This window comes from Sphaerisporangium sp. B11E5 (assembly GCF_039871875.1).
In the GTDB taxonomy this organism is placed as follows: Bacteria; Actinomycetota; Actinomycetes; order Streptosporangiales; family Streptosporangiaceae; genus Sphaerisporangium.
This window is the reverse complement of the sequence record NZ_JBDPMD010000003.1, coordinates 74,756-89,014: the sequence shown is the minus strand read 5'-3', so window position 1 is coordinate 89,014 and position 14,259 is coordinate 74,756. Positions and strand designations below refer to the sequence as shown.

11 protein-coding genes are annotated in these 14,259 nt (G+C 72.5%); 7 read left to right on the top strand and 4 right to left on the bottom strand.

The genetic code is table 11. The annotated features are described in order from the left end of the window. Positions 1 to 177: 177 nt before the first annotated feature. Together secA2 and ABGB17_RS04380 are read right to left on the bottom strand one after the other, a co-directional pair. The gene (gene secA2, locus ABGB17_RS04385; protein ID WP_347626697.1) at positions 178 to 2,421 is read right to left on the bottom strand and encodes an accessory Sec system translocase SecA2; all 2,244 of its coding nucleotides are present in this window, start codon (positions 2,419 to 2,421) and stop codon (positions 178 to 180) included. Between the two features lie 80 nt (positions 2,422 to 2,501). Beyond that, complete coding sequence (locus ABGB17_RS04380; protein ID WP_347626426.1) at positions 2,502 to 4,031, bottom strand: MDR family MFS transporter; 1,530 nt, start codon at positions 4,029 to 4,031, stop codon at positions 2,502 to 2,504. Positions 4,032 to 4,230: 199 nt separating this feature from the next. Here ABGB17_RS04380 and ABGB17_RS04375 point away from each other — a divergent pair, with 199 nt between their 5' ends. Next, entirely contained in the window at positions 4,231 to 5,823 is a 1,593-nt protein-coding gene (locus ABGB17_RS04375; RefSeq protein ID WP_347626425.1) for an NAD(P)/FAD-dependent oxidoreductase, read from the top strand. Between the two features lie 89 nt (positions 5,824 to 5,912). Continuing rightward, entirely contained in the window at positions 5,913 to 6,794 is an 882-nt protein-coding gene (locus tag ABGB17_RS04370; protein ID WP_347626424.1) for a DMT family transporter, read from the top strand. Here the strand turns inward: ABGB17_RS04370 and ABGB17_RS04365 are convergent. Then, positions 6,791 to 7,930: an FAD-dependent oxidoreductase gene (locus tag ABGB17_RS04365; protein ID WP_347626422.1), complete on the bottom strand. Its 1,140-nt coding sequence runs from the start codon at positions 7,928 to 7,930 to the stop codon at positions 6,791 to 6,793. The two genes, ABGB17_RS04370 and ABGB17_RS04365, sit on opposite strands and share 4 nt — an antisense overlap. A gap of 188 nt (positions 7,931 to 8,118) precedes the next feature. On the opposite strand from ABGB17_RS04365, the gene ABGB17_RS04360 reads away from it, so the two are divergent. The 4 genes from ABGB17_RS04360 to ABGB17_RS04345 are packed head-to-tail and all read left to right on the top strand — an operon-like array spanning position 8,119 to position 12,580. After that, positions 8,119 to 9,096, top strand: a complete 978-nt coding sequence (locus tag ABGB17_RS04360; RefSeq protein ID WP_347626421.1) for a phosphotransferase family protein — start codon at positions 8,119 to 8,121, stop codon at positions 9,094 to 9,096. Next, positions 9,097 to 10,317, top strand: a complete 1,221-nt coding sequence (locus tag ABGB17_RS04355) for an acyl-CoA dehydrogenase family protein (protein WP_347626420.1) — start codon at positions 9,097 to 9,099, stop codon at positions 10,315 to 10,317. It begins immediately after the preceding gene. Next, a complete protein-coding gene (locus ABGB17_RS04350; RefSeq protein WP_347626419.1) occupies positions 10,314 to 11,501 on the top strand; it encodes an acyl-CoA dehydrogenase family protein in 1,188 nt (395 codons plus the stop codon). The genes ABGB17_RS04355 and ABGB17_RS04350 overlap by 4 nt, the downstream gene beginning before the upstream one ends. Beyond that, positions 11,498 to 12,580 carry an acyl-CoA dehydrogenase family protein gene (locus tag ABGB17_RS04345; RefSeq protein ID WP_347626418.1) on the top strand — a complete coding sequence of 361 codons (1,083 nt, stop codon included), beginning with the start codon at positions 11,498 to 11,500 and terminating at the stop codon, positions 12,578 to 12,580. Before ABGB17_RS04350 ends, ABGB17_RS04345 begins: the two co-directional genes overlap by 4 nt. Before the next feature lie 3 nt (positions 12,581 to 12,583). Here the strand turns inward: ABGB17_RS04345 and ABGB17_RS04340 are convergent, their stop codons facing one another. Further along, entirely contained in the window at positions 12,584 to 13,144 is a 561-nt protein-coding gene (locus ABGB17_RS04340) for a TetR/AcrR family transcriptional regulator (RefSeq protein ID WP_347626696.1), read from the bottom strand. Positions 13,145 to 13,469: 325 nt separating this feature from the next. Between ABGB17_RS04340 and ABGB17_RS04335 the strand changes: the two genes are divergently transcribed. Next, positions 13,470 to 14,237: a nuclease-related domain-containing protein gene (locus ABGB17_RS04335; RefSeq protein WP_347626417.1), complete on the top strand. Its 768-nt coding sequence runs from the start codon at positions 13,470 to 13,472 to the stop codon at positions 14,235 to 14,237. Positions 14,238 to 14,259: the final 22 nt, after the last annotated feature.

The window sequence follows — 14,259 nt, the reverse complement described above, 5'->3', positions numbered from 1 at the left end:
ACCCATCAGCGGTCGGTCGTCACCAGCACCCAATCACAACCTCCGCCCGCCGCCGCGGGCCGCCCTCCTAGTCCCGTTTTCCGCACATCGCCCTCGACGACCTGCACGGATCACTCACCGCACCGAATATCACAGAACACCTGACCAGGGACATCCGGGCTCGTGCGGAAAACAGGCCTAGTCCAGATCGTCGCGGCCCTTGCGCCCCGACATGCGCCGGAGCATGCGGTCCAGGGCGTTGCCGAACGGGTTGTCCTGCACGAGGTACGTCCAGGTGGCCGTGGGACGCTTCAGGCCGCCGTCCAGCGGGTCGAAGCCGTCCGCGGTGATCGGCATGGTCTCCAGCGTCTCCACCGAGCGTGACCGCACCTCGTCCATCAGCCGCTTGTACGCCTCGACGCCCTCGCGCTGGAACTCGTCGATCGGCACCAGCCGGTGCCCGAGCGCCCGCAGGTGGATGCCCTCGCGCACGTCCGCCATGAACGCCAGGTGCTCGGTCCAGCACCGGTCCAGGTGGTACAGCACGATCTGCCGCGCCGCCTCACGCAGGACCTTCTCGCCGGCGGTCTCGAGCAGCTCGGCCCACCGCTCGGGCGCGGCCCGCTCCAGCGCCTCGGACGCCGCGTCGCCCTCCAGCACCTTGGCGCGCTGGTCGAGCACGAGGTCGCGCTGGTGCTCGAGCAGCCGGGTGTACCGCCAGGTGTTGCGGTGGATCTCCATGTTGGCGCCCTCGGCTACCCGCTGGGCGTGCCCGACGACGTACACGGCGCGCTTGTGCCGCACCCGCCCGTCGTGGTCGGCCGGCGGCAGCCACTCGTCGGGCGCGAACCGCTGGATGAGGTCGTCCTCCAGGCTCACCAGGAACACCGACCCGCCGGGGTCGCCCTGCCGCCCGGCCCGGCCGCGCAACTGGTCGTCCAGGCGGCTGCTGGCGTGGCGCCCCGAGCCGATGACGTACAACCCGCCGAGCTCGGCGACGCCGTCACCGAGCCGGATGTCGGTGCCGCGTCCCGCCATCTGGGTGGACACGGTGATCGCGCCGTGCGCACCGGCCTCCGAGATGATCGCGGCTTCCTCGGCGTCGTTCTTGGCGTTCAGCACGACGCACTCCAGGCCCTCCTTGCGGAGCTCCTTGGCGAGGCGCTCGGACTCCGACACGTCCAGCGTGCCCACCAGGATGGGACGGCCGGTGGCGTGCACGGAGGCGATCTCGTCGACCAGGGCCTGCTCCTTGTCGGCGGCCGAGCCGTACAGGCGGTCCGGCTCGTCCTCGCGGATGCAGGCCTTGTTCGGCGGGATGACCGCGACCTTCAGGTCGTAGAACTCGCGGAAGTGCTCCTCGACGGCCACCGCCGTGCCGGTCATGCCGCACAGCGTGGGGTAGCGCCGGATCAGGCCCTGGATGGTGATCGAGTCGAGCACCTCGCCCGACTCGGTGGCGGGCAGCGCCTCCTTGGCCTCCACCGCCGCCTGCAGGCCGTCGGGCCAGCGCTGCAGGGTGGCGACCCGGCCGCGCGACTGGTTGACGAGCTGGATGCGGCCGTCGCGCACGAGGTAGTCGACGTCCCGGACGAGCAGCGCGTGGGCGTGCAGCGCCAGGTTGATCTGGGTCAGCACCTCGGGCGACTCGTACAGGTTGATGCCGCCGAGGGCCTTCTCGACGGCGTCGGTGCCCTTGGCGGTGAGGTGGACGTTGCGCCGCTGGTCGTCCAGCTCGTAGTGGTAGCCGCGCGACAGCCGCCGCACCAGCTCCGCGGTCTCCGGGGCCCCGGTGCCGGTGTCGGCCGCGCCGGCCAGCACCAGCGGCACGCGGGCCTCGTCCACCAGCACCGAGTCGGCCTCGTCGACCAGCGCGACCTCGGGCTCGGGCACGATCATGTCGGCCGGGTCGGTCGCGACACGGTCGCGCAGCACGTCGAAGCCGAGCTCGCTGACCGGCCCGTAGGTGACGTCCTTGCCGTACGCCTCGCGGCGCTCCTCGGGCGTGGAGTCCTGGCCGATCCAGCCGACCGTCACGCCGAGGGCCGTGTACAGCGGCTCCATCCACTCGGCGTCGCGGCGGGCGAGGTAGTCGTTCACCGAGATGACGTGGACCCGTTTTCCGCGCAGGGCGTAACCGGCGGCGGCGATGGCACCGGAGAGCGTTTTGCCCTCACCTGTCGCCATTTCCGCGACATATCCGGACAAAAGTGCCAGCGCGCCGGTGAGCTGCACATCGAACGGACGCATGCCGAGCGTACGGTCGGCCGCCTCGCGCGCGATGGCGCAGAACTCCGCGAGATCCTCGATCCGCGGCGGCGGCAGCTCCTCAAGAGCCTTGATCCGGTCTTCCTGGGCACCGGCCGCCGCGGTGATGCGCTGAAAAGGGGAGATATTCGCGCTTCCCGGGCGATCCAGGAGATTTCTCACTAACTGCGATATCGACGCCACATCGCCTCCAACGCCTTCCACTGTAGCGGCGTTCCCGCACAGATCCCGTCAGCGACTGTGCGCGGCGTCGGTCAGCGCGTGTGCGCGGGCACGTCGGCCGGCGGCGCGGCGAGGCGGTCGGACAGGGGGATCTCCTTGACGAAGAAGGCGAGCACGAACCCCACCGCGACGATCGGCGCCAGGTACAGGAAGATCGGCGGAAGTGCGGCGGCGTACCCCTGCACGATCGTTGAGCGCACCCCCGGCGGGACCTGGTCCATGATCTGCGGCGTGATCCGATTGACCGCCCGCATCGACAACAGAGGGTCTCTCGCCGCCAGCTCGCCGGTGAGGCGATGGATGAAAATTGCACCCACGAGCGAGGTGCCGAGGGACGCGCCGGTCTGCCGGAAGTAGTTCACCGCCGAGGTGGCGGCGCCGACATCGCGGTACTCCACCGAGTTCTGCACGATCAGCACCAGCGTCTGCAACATCATGCCGAGCCCGAGCCCGGTGACGAACATGAAGAGGCCGTTGAGCGCCATCGAGCTGTCCGCGGTCATCCGCGACAGCAGCACCATCCCGATCGTGAGCAGCCCCATGCCCGCGATCGGGAAGACCCGGTACCGCCCGGTGGAGGCGATGATCCGGCCCGAGCCGATCGAGGTCAGGGTGATCCCGGCGACCATCGGCAGCATCAGCAGGCCGGACTCCGTGGGAGTCGCACCGTTCACTATCTGCAGGAACGTCGGCAGGTACGCGACGGCGGCGAACATGCCGACGCCGACGAACACCGAGATGGCCGCGGGCACCACGAACAGGTTCTGCCGGAACAGGTGCAGCGGGATGATCGGCTCGGGTGCCCTCCGCTCGGCGAACACGAACGCCACCGCGAGCACCACCGCGAGCGCCGCCAGCGAGACGATCGGCGGCGACCCCCAGGGGTACTCGGTGCCGCCCCAGCTCGTGACCAGCACCACGCAGGTGGAGGCACCCGCGATCAGCACGGTGCCGAGGACGTCCAGCCGCGGGCGCAGGTCCGGCTTCGGCAGCCTGAGCACGACGGACGTCAGCACGAACGCGACCAGGCCGAGGGGCAGGTTCACGTAGAAGCACCAGCGCCAGCTCGCGTGGTCGGTGAGGAACCCGCCGATCAGCGGGCCGGCCACCGAGGACAACCCCCAGACGGCCCCGATGATCCCGGTGTACCGGCCGCGTTCGCGCGGGGACACGAGGTCCGCCACGATGGCCTGCACGCCGATCATGAGGCCGCCGCCGCCGAGCCCCTGCAGGGCGCGGAAGCCGATCAGCTCGGGCATGTTCCGCGCGAGCCCGCAGAGCACCGAGCCCACCAGGAAGATCACGATGGCGGACTGGAAGACCACCTTGCGGCCGATCAGGTCGCCGAGCTTGCCGTAGATCGGCAGGCCGATGGTGGACGCCAGCAGGTACGCCGTCACGACCCAGCCGATGTGCTCCACTCCGTGCAGGTCGCCGACGATGGTCGGCAGCGCCGTGGACACGATCGTCTGGTCCAGGGCGGCCAGGAGAAGAGCCACCATGAGCCCGAAGAACACCAGGTGGACCTGCCTGCGGCCCAGCCGTGGCGGTTCGATGTCCATTGGTGTCACCTTTCTCCCAGCTCTGGGGTTTCCCGCAGGTGCACGGTGAAACATTCGTGAGTGCCCCTCGGGCCACGGCCGTCACACCGCGCACCGCGTGGCGGTGAGCGGCGTGGGCGTCCGGCGGATCGCCGGCGGCCCCTTGCGCACTGACTGGTTATCCAGTCAGGCTAGGCCGGGGAGCGCGAAGGAGCTGTGCATGAACGACATCGCCGACCGGCTGGGCATGGTGGGGCTGCCGGAGCCGGTACCGGACCTGGCGGCGCGCCGCTGGGACGTCATCGTGGTCGGCGGGGGGCACAACGGCCTCACCTGCGCGGCCTACCTGGCGAGGGCCGGCCGTTCGGTGCTGGTGCTCGAGGCGCGCGACCGGCTCGGCGGCGCCTGCACGCTGGACCGGCCGTTCCCCGACCCCGGCTACGTGATCAGCCCGTGCGCGTACGTGATCGGGCTGCTGGACGAGACCGTGATCCGCGACCTGGACCTGCACCGGCGCGGCCTGGAGGTGTACCTCGCCGACCCCCAACTGTGGGTGCCCTTCGACGACGGCACGGCCTTCGGGCAATGGCTCGACCACGGGCGCACGCTGGAGAGCCTGCGCGGGCTGGGGCTCGGCCAGGGCGACATCGACGGATACTTCGCCTACGAGGACCTGTTCGACCAGATCAGGATCCGCCTCCGCAAGGGCGCCAGGGACACCTGGGCCGGCGACTCGCCGTCCCGCGCCGAGCTGGAGGATCTGCTGGCCGGCGAGGACCTGATGAAGGACGTGCTTTTCCACGCCTCCATCGCCGACGTGCTCGACGAGTTCGTCACCGACCAGCGGCTCAAGGACGCCCTGTTCGGGCAGGGCGTCATCGGCACCTACGCCGGGCCGTACGACCCGGGCACCGCCGCGGTGAAACTCATGCACTTCGCCGGGGAGATCGACGGCGAGGGCGCCGTGTGGGGGTACGTGCGCGGCGGCATGGGCATGGTGAGCTTCGCCATCGCCGACGCCGCCCGCGAGGCCGGGGCGGTGCTCGCCACCGGCGTGCCGGTCGGCGAGGTGCTGCCGGGGGAGGGCGTGCGGCTGGAGGACGGCACGTTCGTCGCCGCCGGCACGATCGTCAGCAACGCCGACCCCAAGCGCCTCATGACGATGCTCCCGGCGGGCGCCGCGCCTGAGGACTACCGGCGGCGCATCGAGGAGTGGGACATCCGCAGCCCCGTCGTGAAGTTCAACGCGGCGCTGCGCAGACTGCCCGCCTGGACGGCCGCCCCCGGTGAAACGTTCATGGCCAAGGGGGTCGTGAACGCCACCACGGGCCTCGCGGACGCGCAGAAGGCGTTCGAGCGGTGCGACGCGGGGGAGCCGGCCGTCGGCTTCGGCGAGATCTACGTGCAGACCGGCCACGACCCCTCGCCCGCGCCCGAGGGCCGCCATCTGATGAGCGTCTTCGGGCAGTACGCCCCGTACGCCATGAACGGCGGCTGGGAGGCGCGGCGCGAGGAGGTCGCGCGGCAGTTCATCGACCTGATCGGCCGGTTCGCGCCGGACTTCGGCGACTGCCTGGAGAGCTACGAGGTGCTCGGGCCGCCGGACATCGAGAAGCGGGTGGGGCTCACCGGGGGGCACATCTTCCAGGGCGAGGTGCGGCCGGACCAGATGTGGGAGAACCGGCTGACGCCGCGCACCCCGATGCCCGGGGTGTACCTGTGCGGGGCGGCCACCCATCCCGGCGGCAGCGTGATCGCTCTCAACGGCAAGAACGCCGCCGCGGCCGTCCTCGCGGACGATCTGCCCACATAACGGGTAAACCTCTCTTAAGCTGTCGGGGTGCCTCCGCTCACATCGCGCCCGTCTCACCATGCCCGCACGCACGTGACCGGTGATCGCCCATGATATGGGCCGGGATCACGGTCGCGCTGATCGGCGCGCTGGGTTATGCCGTAGGGGCGGCCCTCCAGCAGTACGAAGTGGTGCGCGGCGGCGCCTCGCTCAAACTGGTCCGGCGCCCCCGGTGGTTCATCGGCGGCGTCGTCGGCCTCGCGGGCGCGGGCCTGCACGCCCTGGCGCTGGCCCTCGCCCCGCTGGTGATCGTGCAGCCCGTGAGCGTGACCACCCTGGTCTTCGCCGTACCGCTCGCCGCGGTGCTGCACGGCAGGCGGCCGAGCAAGGCGGAGGTCATCGGCTCCGTCGCGGTGGCCGGCGGCCTGCTCGGCCTGATGATGCTCATCCCGCACGACGACAGCCGCCCCGAGCTGTCCACCCCCGCCGCGTTGTGGTTCCTGGCCTGCGTGGGCACGGTGACCGCCGTCTGCGAGCTCGTCGCCCGCCGCCTGCGCGGCCCCGCCAAGGCCCTGGTCCTCTCCGTCGGCGCGGGCGCCGTGACCGCCGCGGTCTCCACCTTCGTCCGCGTGGTGGGCGGCGGCCTGGGCGGCGACCTCACCCGCCTGGTCCACTGGTTCTCCCTGGCGATCCCGGTCCTGCTGCTGCTCGCGATCGTGCTGCTCCAGCGTTCCTACGCCGTGGGCTGCTTCGGCATCGCCTACGCCGGCGTGCAGGTGGTGGACCCCATCACGTCGATCATCGCCGGCGTGACCCTGCTGGGCGAGCCGCTCCCCATGTCGGCCCACGCCGCCCCGGCCCTGCTGTTCGGCGCCGTCCTCATCGCCGGCACCGTCACCCTCGGCCGTCTGGCGCCCGACACCACGCACACGCCGCTGCCCTCCGCGCCCCCCGGTCCCGTGCCCGTGGGGGCCACCCGCGCCTCCGGCTAGGCCCGCGGCGGACGCCAGGTGAAGACCTCGTCGAACGAGCGCAGGGTGACGTCCGGGGACAGGCGGCCGGACAGCGCCATGGCCGTGTCGCGGGCGCGGACGGCCAGCGGGTTGGACCAGCGGGTCAGGCGGCAGATCGACCGGGACCGGCGCATGAGGGCCGACGTGCGGGCGAGGCGCGCCTCGGTGTAGCCCGCCGGTCCGGCCCGGTCCGCCACGGCGGCCAGCACGACCGCGTCCTCGATGGCCTGGCAGGCCCCCTGGCCGAGGTTCGGGGTCATGGCGTGGGCGGCGTCCCCCAGCAGGACGACGCGGCCGGCGTGCAGGGCGGGCAGCGGCCGGGCCAGGGCGTGGATGTCGAGGCGCAGGAGGCGATCCAGCGGGGCCGCCGCCACGAGCTCGGGGATGGGGGCGTGCCAGCCGCCGAACAGGCGCAGCAGCTCCGCTTTCTCGGCCGCCTTGTCCGCGCCGCCGCCGGGCGGCACGGGGGCGGTCGCGTAGCAGTACACCTGGTCGCCCGCCAGCGGCATGACGCCGAAGACGGTGCCGCGTCCCCACGACTCGCCGCCGCTCAGGGTGTGGGCGCCGGCGTAGGGACTGACGATGCGCCAGCTCGTGACGCCGGAGTAGGTGACGCCCGGGTGATCGGGGAACAGCGCCTCGCGGATCTTCGAGTGGATGCCGTCGGCGGCCACCACGAGGTCGGCGGTGAGGTCGCCGCCGGAGGTGGAGACGCGGCCGGTGGCCGGGTCCACCGCCTCGACGGTCGTACCGAGCCGCAGTGCGCCCTCGGGGACGCGGCTCGCGATGATGTCCACCAGGGTGGTGCGCAGCATGAGGACCGTGGGGTCGCCGAAGCGGGCGCGGGCCACCTCCGCGCTGGTGCGGACGAGCCAGCGGCCGTCGGAGCGGCGCAGGCCTGCCTCGCCCTGCATCACCGACAGCCTGCGGACGTCGTCCCCGGCGCCGATGGTGTCCAGCGCGGCCAGGGCGTTGGGCGCGACGGCGATGCCGGAGCCCACCGGTTCCAGGGACGGTGCCCGCTCGCACACCGTCACCGACCACCCGGCCTTGGACAGCGCCGCCGCGGCGGTCAGACCTCCGATACCGCCACCGATCACCACCGCATCGGGCATGGGGCCTCCTCCACCGCTCCCCACCGGTCCGCCGCGTGGGGACGTCAAGGCCGCCGTCCTCGACGGTGACCGCTTCCTGGCCGCAGACCATGTCACCCGGGGTGGCCGGTCCCCGATCCGGAGGGTGTGTCGACAGACATACCGGCCGGTCGGTACGCTCCAACTCACCGGGAGCAGCAGGGGGAGCGATGGCCGTACGTCCGGAGACGAGTCCGCCGGGGCTGGACCTGGCGCGGCTGGAGGAACACCTGGTGGCGCGGGGTGTGGCCGAGGGCACGCTCACCGCCGAGGTCGTCCACGGCGGGATGTCCAACCTCACCTACCTCGTGCGGGACGGCGAGCGGCCGTTCGTGGTGCGCAGGCCGCCGCTCGGCCACGTGCTGGCCACCGCGCACGACATGGGCCGCGAGTACCGGGTCATGACCGCGCTGCGGGACACCGGGGTGCCGGTGCCGCGCACCTACCTGCTGTGCGAGGACCCCGAGGTCATCGGGGCCCCGTTCTACGTCATGGAGTACGTCGAGGGCGGGCAGCCCCCGGCGAGCCGGGAGATCGACGCCAAGCTGACCGACGTCCTCGCCCGGTTGCACGCGGTGGACCCCGCCGCGGTGGGCCTCGCGGACTTCGGCCGGCCGGAAGGCTTCCTGGAACGCCAGGTGCGCCGCTGGAAGCGGCAGCTCGACGCGTCCCGCAGCAGGGAGGTGCCGGGCATCGACACCCTGCACGACCGCCTGGCCGCGTCGGTGCCCCGCACCCAGCGGGACACGATCGTGCACGGCGACTTCAAGCTCGGCAACACCCTCATCGCGGACGGCGAGGTGCGTGCCGTGCTCGACTGGGAGATGTCCACCCTCGGCGACCCCCTCACCGACCTCGCGCTGTTCCTGCTGTACGCCGAGTACGCCCCCCTGGACGGCTCGGGCGAGGTCGGCCCCGGCGGCCGCACCCCCGCCGGCGAGCTGGCCGCGCGGTACGCCGAGGGCGCGGGCCTCGACATCTCCCGGCTCGGCTGGTACCTCGGCCTCGCCTGCTTCAAGCTCGCGGTGATCTCCGAGGGCATCCACTTCCGCTACACCAAGGGCCTCACCGTCGGACAGGGCTTCGCCGCCATCGGCGACAACGTCGCGCCGCTGGTCGCCCACGGCCTCAGCGCACTGGAGGACTAGATGGACTTCGGCTACGACGCCGCCACCGAGGAACTGCGTAAACGTCTGACCGAGTTCATGGACGAGTGCGTCTACCCGGCGGAGGAGGAGTTCGAGCGCCAGGTCGCGGAAAGCGGCTGGCGCATGCCCCCGATGATGGAGGACCTCAAGCGCGAGGCCCGCGGCCGGGGGCTGTGGAACCTGTTCCTGCCCGGCGAGCACGGCGCGGGCCTGACCAACCTGCGGTATGCCCCGCTCGCCGAGATCATGGGCCGCAGCCCCCGCATCGCCCCCACCGCCACCAACTGCGCGGCCCCGGACACCGGCAACATGGAGGTGCTGGCCATGTTCGGCACCGAGGCCCAGCGCCGCGCGTGGCTGGAGCCGCTGCTGGACGGCCGCATCAGGTCGGCGTTCGCCATGACCGAGCCGGACGTCGCGTCCTCCGACGCCACCAACATCGCCACCTCGATCGTGCGCGACGGCGGCGAGTACGTGATCAACGGCCGCAAGTGGTTCGCGTCCGGCGCCATGAACCCCGACTGCGCGGTCTTCATCGTGATGGGCCGCACCTCGCAGGACGGCTCCCCGCACCGCAGGCAGAGCATGATCCTCGTGCCGCGCGACACCCCCGGCCTGACGGTCGTGCGCGGCATGCACGTGTTCGGCTACACCGACGGCGACCACGGCGGCCACGCGGAGGTGCTGTTCGAGGACGTCCGGGTGCCGGCGGACAACCTGATCGGCGAGGAGGGCGGCGGGTTCGCCATCGCGCAGGCCCGGCTCGGCCCCGGCCGCATCCACCACTGCATGCGGCTGATCGGCATGGCCGAGCGCGCCGTCGAGCTCATGTGCGTCCGGGCGCTGTCGCGCACGGCGTTCGGCAGGACCGTGGCCGAGCAGGGCGTCGTACAGGACTGGATCGCCGAGTCGCGGGTGCGGATCGAGCAACTGCGCCTGCTGGTGCTGAAGACCGCGTGGCTGATGGACACCGTGGGCAACCGGGGCGCGCACACCGAGATCCAGGCCATCAAGATCGCCACCCCGGTCACCGTGGAGTGGATCCTCGACAAGGCCATCCAGGTGCATGGCGCCGGCGGCGTCAGCCAGGACTTCCCGCTCGCGGGCCTGTGGGCGGCGGCGCGCGCGCTGCGCCTCGCCGACGGCCCGGACGAGGTGCACAAACGCTCGCTCGCCTACCGGGAGCTGAAGAAGCACATGCCCGCGGAACCGAAGGGATGACTGCCGTGACAGTGGACGAGGCGGCGCTCAAGGAGCGGGCCCGCGAGTTCCTCGCCGGGCACGACCCGGCGGCCATGGAACGGCTGGAGTTCCTGCGGGCCCGGTACGACGCGGGCCTGGCCTGGGTGCACTTCCCGCCCGGTCTCGGCGGCCTCGGCGCGCCGCGCGGGCTGCAGGTCGTCGTGGAGCGGGAGTTCGACGGCACGCCGCAGCTCGACGTGGGCAAGCAGGGCATCGGGCTCGGCATGGCCGCCCCCACCGTGCTGACGTTCGGCACCGAGGAGCAGAAGCACCGCTTCCTGCGCCCGCTGTGGACCGGCGAGGAGATCTGGTGCCAGCTCTTCAGCGAGCCGGGCGCCGGGTCGGACCTCGCGACCCTCGCCACCCGGGCGGTGCGCGACGGTGACGAATGGGTGGTGGACGGGCAGAAGGTGTGGACGTCCGGTGCGCACCTGGCCCGCTGGGCGATCCTGGTGGCCCGCACCGACCCGGACGTGCCGAAGCACCGCGGCCTGACGTACTTCGTGTGCGACATGCACGCCCCCGGCGTCGAGGTGCGCCCGCTGCGGCAGGTCACCGGCGAGGCCGAGTTCAACGAGGTGTTCCTGACCGGTGTGCGGCTGCCCGACACGCTGCGGCTCGGCGCGGTGGGCGACGGCTGGCGGGTGGCGCAGACCACGCTGATGAACGAGCGGGTCGCGATCGGCGGCACCCCGGGGCGGCGCGGCGGCGGCATGACGGCGCTGGTCGCCGAGGCCTGGCGTGCCCGGCCTGAGCTGCGCACCCACGACCTGCACCGCCGCCTGCTGGAGTTGTGGGTGGAGGCCGAGGTCACCCGCCTCGCCGCGGTGCGCCTGCGCGAGCAGCTCGCCGCCGGCGCCCCCGGGCCGGAGGGCTCGGGCATGAAGCTCGCGTTCGCCCGCCTCAACCAGGCGCTGTCCGGCGTCGAGGTGGAGCTGCTGCGCGAGGAGGGCCTGGAGTACGACGACTGGACGTTCCGCCGCTCCGACACGGTCGACTTCGTCGGCCGCGGCCCCGGCTACCGCTACCTGCGGGCCAAGGGCAACTCCATCGAGGGCGGCACCTCGGAGATCCTGCGCACCATCATCGCCGAGCGGGTGCTCGGCCTGCCCGCCGAGCCCCGCGTCGACAAGGACGTCCCCTGGAAGGACCTGCCGCGATGACCCTGCTGTACTCCGAGGTGGAGGAGGAGCTGCGGGCGGCGGTCCGCGCGCTGCTCGCCGACCGGTGCCCGCCGTCCGCCGTGCTGGCCAGGGCGGGGGAGGGGCCCGCGCACGACCCCGGGTTGTGGAAGGCCCTGGCCGGGGACATCGGGGTGGCCGGGCTGCTGGTCCCCGAGGAGCTCGGCGGGGCGGGGGCGACGCCGCGGGAGGCGGCGGTCGTGCTTGAGGAGCTCGGCCGGGGGGTCGCCCCGGTGCCGTACCTCACCAGTTCCGTCATGGCCACGAAGGCGCTCCTCGGCGCGGGCACCGGCGCCGCCGCCGCGCTGCTCGGCCCGATCGCCGAGGGCGAGACGACGGCCGCGCTCGCGGTGTCCCTCGCCACCTCGCCGTACGCCGCCCCGCCGGACGCCGTACGGGCCGCGGACGGCGTGCTGACCGGCCGGGTGACCGCCGTGGCGGGGGCCGACGTCGCCGACGTGCTCGTCGTGCCGGCGTCCGGCGCCCTGTACGCGGTCGAGACCGGGGACGCCGACGTGCGCCCCGTGGTGTCCCTGGACGTGACGCGCCCGGTCGCGGTGGTGACGTTCGACGCCGCGCCCGCCACCCTGGTCGCACCCGATCTGGCGTCGCTGCGCGGGGCCCTGGAGCTCGGCGCGGGCCTGCTCGCCTCCGAGCAGCTCGGTGTGGCCGAGTGGTGCCTGACCAGCACCGTCGCCTATGTCAAGGAGCGCCGCCAGTTCGCCCGCCCCGTGGGGTCCTTCCAGGCGATCAAGCACCGGCTGGCGGACCTGTGGCTGGCGGTGGTGCAGGCCAGGGCCGCCGCGAGGAACGCCGCCGAGGCGCTCACCACCGGCGTGGACACCTCGACCGCCGTCCCGGTGGCCCAGGCCTGGTGCGGCTCGGTGGCCGTGCGCGCCGCCGAGGAGTGCCTCCAGCTCCACGGCGGCATCGGCATGACGTGGGAGCACCCCCTGCACCTGTTCCTCAAGCGCGCCAAGGCCGCCGAGATCGCCCTCGGCACCCCGGGCGACCACCGCGAGGCCCTGGCGGGGCCGGCGGGCCTGCCCGCGCCGGCCTGAGGCTCAGGGACGCAGGGACGCGAGCAGGAGGTCGGCGAAGTGGTCGCCGATCTCCTTCGCCGACAGCGCGCCGTCGGCGCGGTACCAGGAGCCGAGGTGGTGGACGGAGCCGAAGAAGTAGTCCACCACCAGGTCGGCGGGGATGTCGTCGCGGAAGACCCCCGAGCGCTGGCCCTCGCCGAGCAGGTCGCGGAACCGCTCGTGGTAGCGGCGACGCTCGGCGCGCACGGACTTCTGCGTCTCGGGCGCGAGCTGGTGCATCGACCGGAAGAAGATCTTGAAGTCGTCCAGGTTGTCGATGGTCGTCATGATCACGTCGGCCGCCGCGGCGTGCACCCGGCCGGCCACCGGCCCCGGCGCGTCCGCGAACCGGTCCAGCCGGTCGGTCTGCAGCCGCAGCACCCGCGCGTAGACCTCGCGGAGCAGGTCGTCCTTGGAGCCGAAGTAGTGGTACATCGCCCCCTTGGTCACCCCGGCCGCCGACACGATCTCCTGCACCGAGGTGTTCTCGAACCCCTTGGCGGCGAACAGCCGTGTCGCCTCGGCGAGCAGCCGCCGCCGCACCGGCTCCTCGCGCCCCGCGCCGGGCCGTACGCCGGCGTCCGCCGCCTCGCCCGTGCTCACGGCGCCGCGGCCGTCGTTCCCCCTGGTCCGTTCCCGGACGTCGCCGCGCGCCATCGCACGCCTCCCCTGAAGTCAAGTGGTCCCAGCATACCGACTGGTCGGTAACCGGGGGTGGCTTCTTCCCGCCACAGTTAGGCGCGCTCCCCGGCACGCCGGATGTGTATCGCCGGTGTGCTATTTCCGTCACCTTTGTAAAGTTGGAGCTCCCAATCGGGTATCCCTCTGCGTAAGTCGACTGAGCTACCCGAAATCGTGGGGGTTTCCGGTGCCCAACGGATCTATCTACGTGCCGCCTGACGACAAGTTCAAGTGGGGTTCACCATCGGTGATGTACGAACTCCGCTGGCGCGAGACCAGATCGGAACGGCGCCGCAGACGCCACATCATGGCCGGTGCGGGCTTCGTCCTCATCACCGCGCTCGCCATCTACCGCGGCTTCCCCCTGCCCCTGCTCATCGGCGTCCTCGGCGGCGCCGCGGTCTGGGGCGTCGACGGGTTCGTCTCGTGGCGCATGTTCGAGGCCACGGCGGTCTGGCGCGGCAAGCGCAGCGGCGCCACCCGCATGGGCCGGCTGTTACGGCGCTCCCTCGGCAAGCACGGCTACAACGTGCTCGACGGCCGCGCCGTGCCCGGCAAGGCGTCCATCGACCACCTGGTGATCGGCCCCGGCGGCGTCTGGATCGTCGACAACGAGGCCTGGCCGCCGGACTGCCACATCGCCGCGTACGGCGGTCGCCTGTTCCTCGGCGAGCGGACCGGCGCCAACCACGCCAAGGAACTCGGCGAGGCCGCCGCCGCCATGCACGAGGTCCTGTCCCGCGAGGCCGGCGCGCCCATCGAGGTCGTCCCCCTGCTCGCCGTGCACGGCGGCCGGGTCAAGGACGGCGTGGTGACCGCCGAGGGGCTGACGTTGTTCACCCCCCGCCGCGCCGCCAAGTGGATCCTCGCCAACACCCACGCCTCCCACAGCCCGGAGGAGGTCGAGTACCTCTCCCGGACGGCGGCGCGCATCCTGCGCCGCATGACCGTCTAGGCCTGTTGTCCGCACGAGCCCG

What these genes read in the sequence shown, in the direction of transcription:
- ABGB17_RS04370 (WP_347626424.1), top strand. Translation starts at nt 5,913, where the DNA reads ATGATATGGGCCGGGATCACGGTCGCGCTGATCGGCGCGCTGGGTTAT.
- ABGB17_RS04350 (WP_347626419.1), top strand. Translation starts at nt 10,314, where the DNA reads ATGACTGCCGTGACAGTGGACGAGGCGGCGCTCAAGGAGCGGGCCCGC.
- ABGB17_RS04345 (WP_347626418.1), top strand. Translation starts at nt 11,498, where the DNA reads ATGACCCTGCTGTACTCCGAGGTGGAGGAGGAGCTGCGGGCGGCGGTC.
- ABGB17_RS04360 (WP_347626421.1), top strand. Translation starts at nt 8,119, where the DNA reads ATGGCCGTACGTCCGGAGACGAGTCCGCCGGGGCTGGACCTGGCGCGG.
- ABGB17_RS04375 (WP_347626425.1), top strand. Translation starts at nt 4,231, where the DNA reads ATGAACGACATCGCCGACCGGCTGGGCATGGTGGGGCTGCCGGAGCCG.
- ABGB17_RS04355 (WP_347626420.1), top strand. Translation starts at nt 9,097, where the DNA reads ATGGACTTCGGCTACGACGCCGCCACCGAGGAACTGCGTAAACGTCTG.
- ABGB17_RS04365 (WP_347626422.1), bottom strand. Translation starts at nt 7,930, where the DNA reads ATGCCCGATGCGGTGGTGATCGGTGGCGGTATCGGAGGTCTGACCGCC.
- ABGB17_RS04380 (WP_347626426.1), bottom strand. Translation starts at nt 4,031, where the DNA reads ATGGACATCGAACCGCCACGGCTGGGCCGCAGGCAGGTCCACCTGGTG.